Source organism: Protofrankia sp. CiP1_Cm_nod2 (assembly GCF_920664355.1).
In the GTDB taxonomy this organism is placed as follows: Bacteria; Actinomycetota; Actinomycetes; order Frankiales; family Frankiaceae; genus Protofrankia.
Window position 1 is genome coordinate 1 of sequence record NZ_CAKKTL010000274.1, and the last position, 3,126, is coordinate 3,126.

Here is a 3,126-nt window from a genome sequence, read left to right on the forward strand (position 1 = left end):
GGCCTATACCGACCGGGTCGCCTTCGTCGACGACGTCGACCGGTTCGCGGCGGCGCACTACCGGATCCCACCGCTGCGCGCCCGGGCGATGGACCCGCAGCAGCGGCTACTGGTCGACCTCGCCCGTGAGGCGCTGCAGGACGCCGGCCTGGAACGCCGCCCGTTCGACCGGGCACACACCGGCGTCTACATGGGCATCAGCCAGTCCGACTACCGGGAGCTGGCCGGCGCCCGGATACGGGCGAGCCTGCTCGCGGACGGCTCGCTGCACGGCGGCGAGGCCGACCCGGACCTGCTCGCCGCGGCCGAGCGGGCCGCGGACGCCGGCATCGCCGCACCGCACGCGTACACCCTGGCGGGCTGCCTGCCCAACATGGCGGCCGGAACGATCAGCAGTGTGTTCGACCTCGGCGGCCCCGCGTTCGCCATCGACTCCGCCTGCTCGTCCGTGCTGGTGGCGCTGCATGAAGCGGTCCTCGCGCTGCGCACCGGGGTGTGCCGGGTCGCCCTGGTCGGCGGGGTCTTCCTCAACCTGGCCCCGGACGCGCTGATCTCCTTCTCCCGGGTGGGTGCGCTCTCGCCGAGCGGGGTGTGCCGTCCCTTCGACGAGCGCGCCGACGGGTTCGTCCTCGGCGAGGGCGGCGGGGTCGCCGTCCTGCGTCCCCTCGCGGACGCGCTGGCCGACGGTGACCGGGTGTACGCGGTGATCCGCGGCATCGGCATCACCAACGACGGCCGCGCCGCCGGCCCGATGACGCCGAGCGCCCATGGGCAGCTTGCCGCGCTGCGGGCCGCCTACGCCGACGCCGGTGTGGCCCCGGGCACGGTAAGCGTGATCGAGGCCCACGGCACGGGAACCACCGTCGGTGACCGGACCGAGACCACCGCGCTGCGGGACCTGCGCGCGGAAGACCCCACGGCCGGGCCGTGCGACCTGCTCTCGGCCAAGGCCCTCATCGGCCACACCCTGGCGGCGGCCGGGGCGGCGAGCCTGGTGAAGATGGCGCTCGCGCTGCACCACGGGATCGTCCCGCCGCAGCCGGAGATCCGGCCCGACCCGGCCCTGCCGCTGGCCGAGGCCGGGCTGCGCGTCCCGACCGAGCCCCGGGTGTGGACCGACACCGAGGAGCGGCCCCGGCGGGGCGCGATCAGCTCGTTCGGCTTCGGCGGCACCAACGTGCACGTGATCATGGAACGGGCGCGACGCCGGGCGGACGGCCGGGCGGACAGCCGGGCGGACTGCCAGGCAGCGCCGGACTCCCCGCCGGGGCGGCCATGGCTGCTGCTGCTGTCCGCGGGCTCGGTGGAGCTGCTCGCCAGCCACGCCGAGGCCGTCCGGGACACGGTGGAGGCCGACCCGACGATCACACCGGCCGCGCTCTCCCACACCCTCGCCACCCGTGAGCTGCTCCCGGCCCGGCTGAGCCTGGTCGCGACATCCCGCGCCCAGGTGTGCCAGCGGCTCACCGAGGCCACGGCCCGGCTGCGGGCCGGCCGCCTCGGCGAGCTGCCGGGCGGCGGCTACGCCGTGTCCGCCCCACTGCCCGAGGCGGACCGCCGGACCGCCCTGATGTTCCCCGGGCAGGGCATCCAACGGCCGGGCATGCTCGCCGACCTGTACGAACGGTTCGCCGGCTTCGCCGCGCCGGCCGACGCGTCGGACGAGGTCCTGCGCCCGTTGCTCGGCCGCCGCCTGGCCGAGCTCGTGTGGGACGCGCGTCCGGACGCCGGTCAGCGGGCAGCCGAGACGACGGAGGCGGCCGAGACAGCAGAGACAGCCCTGACCGCGACCGAGATCTGCCAGCCCGTGCTCGGGGCGCTGGGCATCGCGGTCGGCGAGCTGCTGGCGCGCTGCGGGCTGCGGGCGGACGTCTGCATCGGCCACAGCGTCGGGGAACTGCCGGCGGCGGTGGCCGCGGGCGCCGTGGAACCGGCCGACGCCCTGCGCTTCCTGGCCGAACGGGGCGCGGCCGTCGCCGGCGCGCAGCCCGCGTGGCGCGGCGGCATGCTCGCGCTCCACACCGACGAGGCAATGTTCCACCGGCTCGCCGCCGGCATCGACGGGGTGTGGCTCGGCTGCGTCAACCATCCCTCGCAGCTCGTCGCCAGCGGCTGGCTGAGCGCGCTGGAACGGCTCCGCGAACGCGGTGCCGCCGAGGGCGTCACGACCAGACAGCTGCGGGTCTCGCACGCCTTCCACTCCCCCCTGGTGGCCGAGGCGGACGCCCGGATGGCGGACACGCTGGCGGCCCTGCCCATCCGGGCCCCGCGGGCGGTCATCGCCTCCTCGGTCAGCGGGCAACGGTGCGACGACCCGCGGGAGCTGCGGACGCTGTGGGCACGGCACTGCTCGGCTCCGGTGCGCTTCATGGACGCGGTCCGTGACGCGGCCGCGGCGGGTGCACGGATCTTCGTCCAGGCGTTCGGTGGCGACTCGCTGCTGTCCATGGCGCACCGTTCCCTGGCCGGATCGGTCCAGGCCAGGTACGTGGCCCTGGCCGCGGGCCGGCCCGACGACGGCCGCACGCTGCTCGCCGGCCTCGGCCAGCTGGCCTGCCTGGGCGTCCCGCTCGACGTCCTGCCGCTGTTCGGCCCCGGCGAGCGGGAGCTGGTGGCCCTGCCTCCCTCGCCGCTGGTCACCAGCGCCTACTCGGTACGTATCAATGCCGCCGGCAGGCCGGCCCGGCCTGGCTCGCCGGCCGGGCCGGACAGCGGGCCGGCCATCACCCCGGCCGGACGCGGCACCGGGCCGGACGCCGTGCCCGGACAGCACGGCACCAGGCCGGCTGCGTCCACAGCGGACGGCCAGGCCGTAACCGGCAGGGCCGTAACCGGCAGGGCCATGAACAACGGAGCCACAAGCGGCGGGACCGTGAGCGACGGCTCCACCGGCACCGGGCCCGTCCGGATGACGTCGGCCGCCGCCCCGAAGCGTGCCGGCGGTGCCGGAAACCTTGCCACGGCCCACCCGCCCGCCCCCGGTGGGAAGCGGGCTGTCGCGGGGCCTCGGGGCGAGGCTCCGCTGCCCGTCCCCCGCGCGGCCAATATGATCACTTACTCTCCGGAGTCACATATGGACAACGTCATCAGACTTCTCGACAAGCAGCTCGACCTGCTCCGGGCTCT

At 75.9% G+C, this 3,126-nt stretch carries 1 protein-coding gene; it reads left to right on the forward strand.

All coding sequences use genetic code 11. The features are described 5' to 3' along the window. A partial coding sequence (locus NBW84_RS21415; RefSeq protein ID WP_250286810.1) for a type I polyketide synthase occupies positions 1-3,126 on the forward strand: 3,126 nt, incomplete at both ends.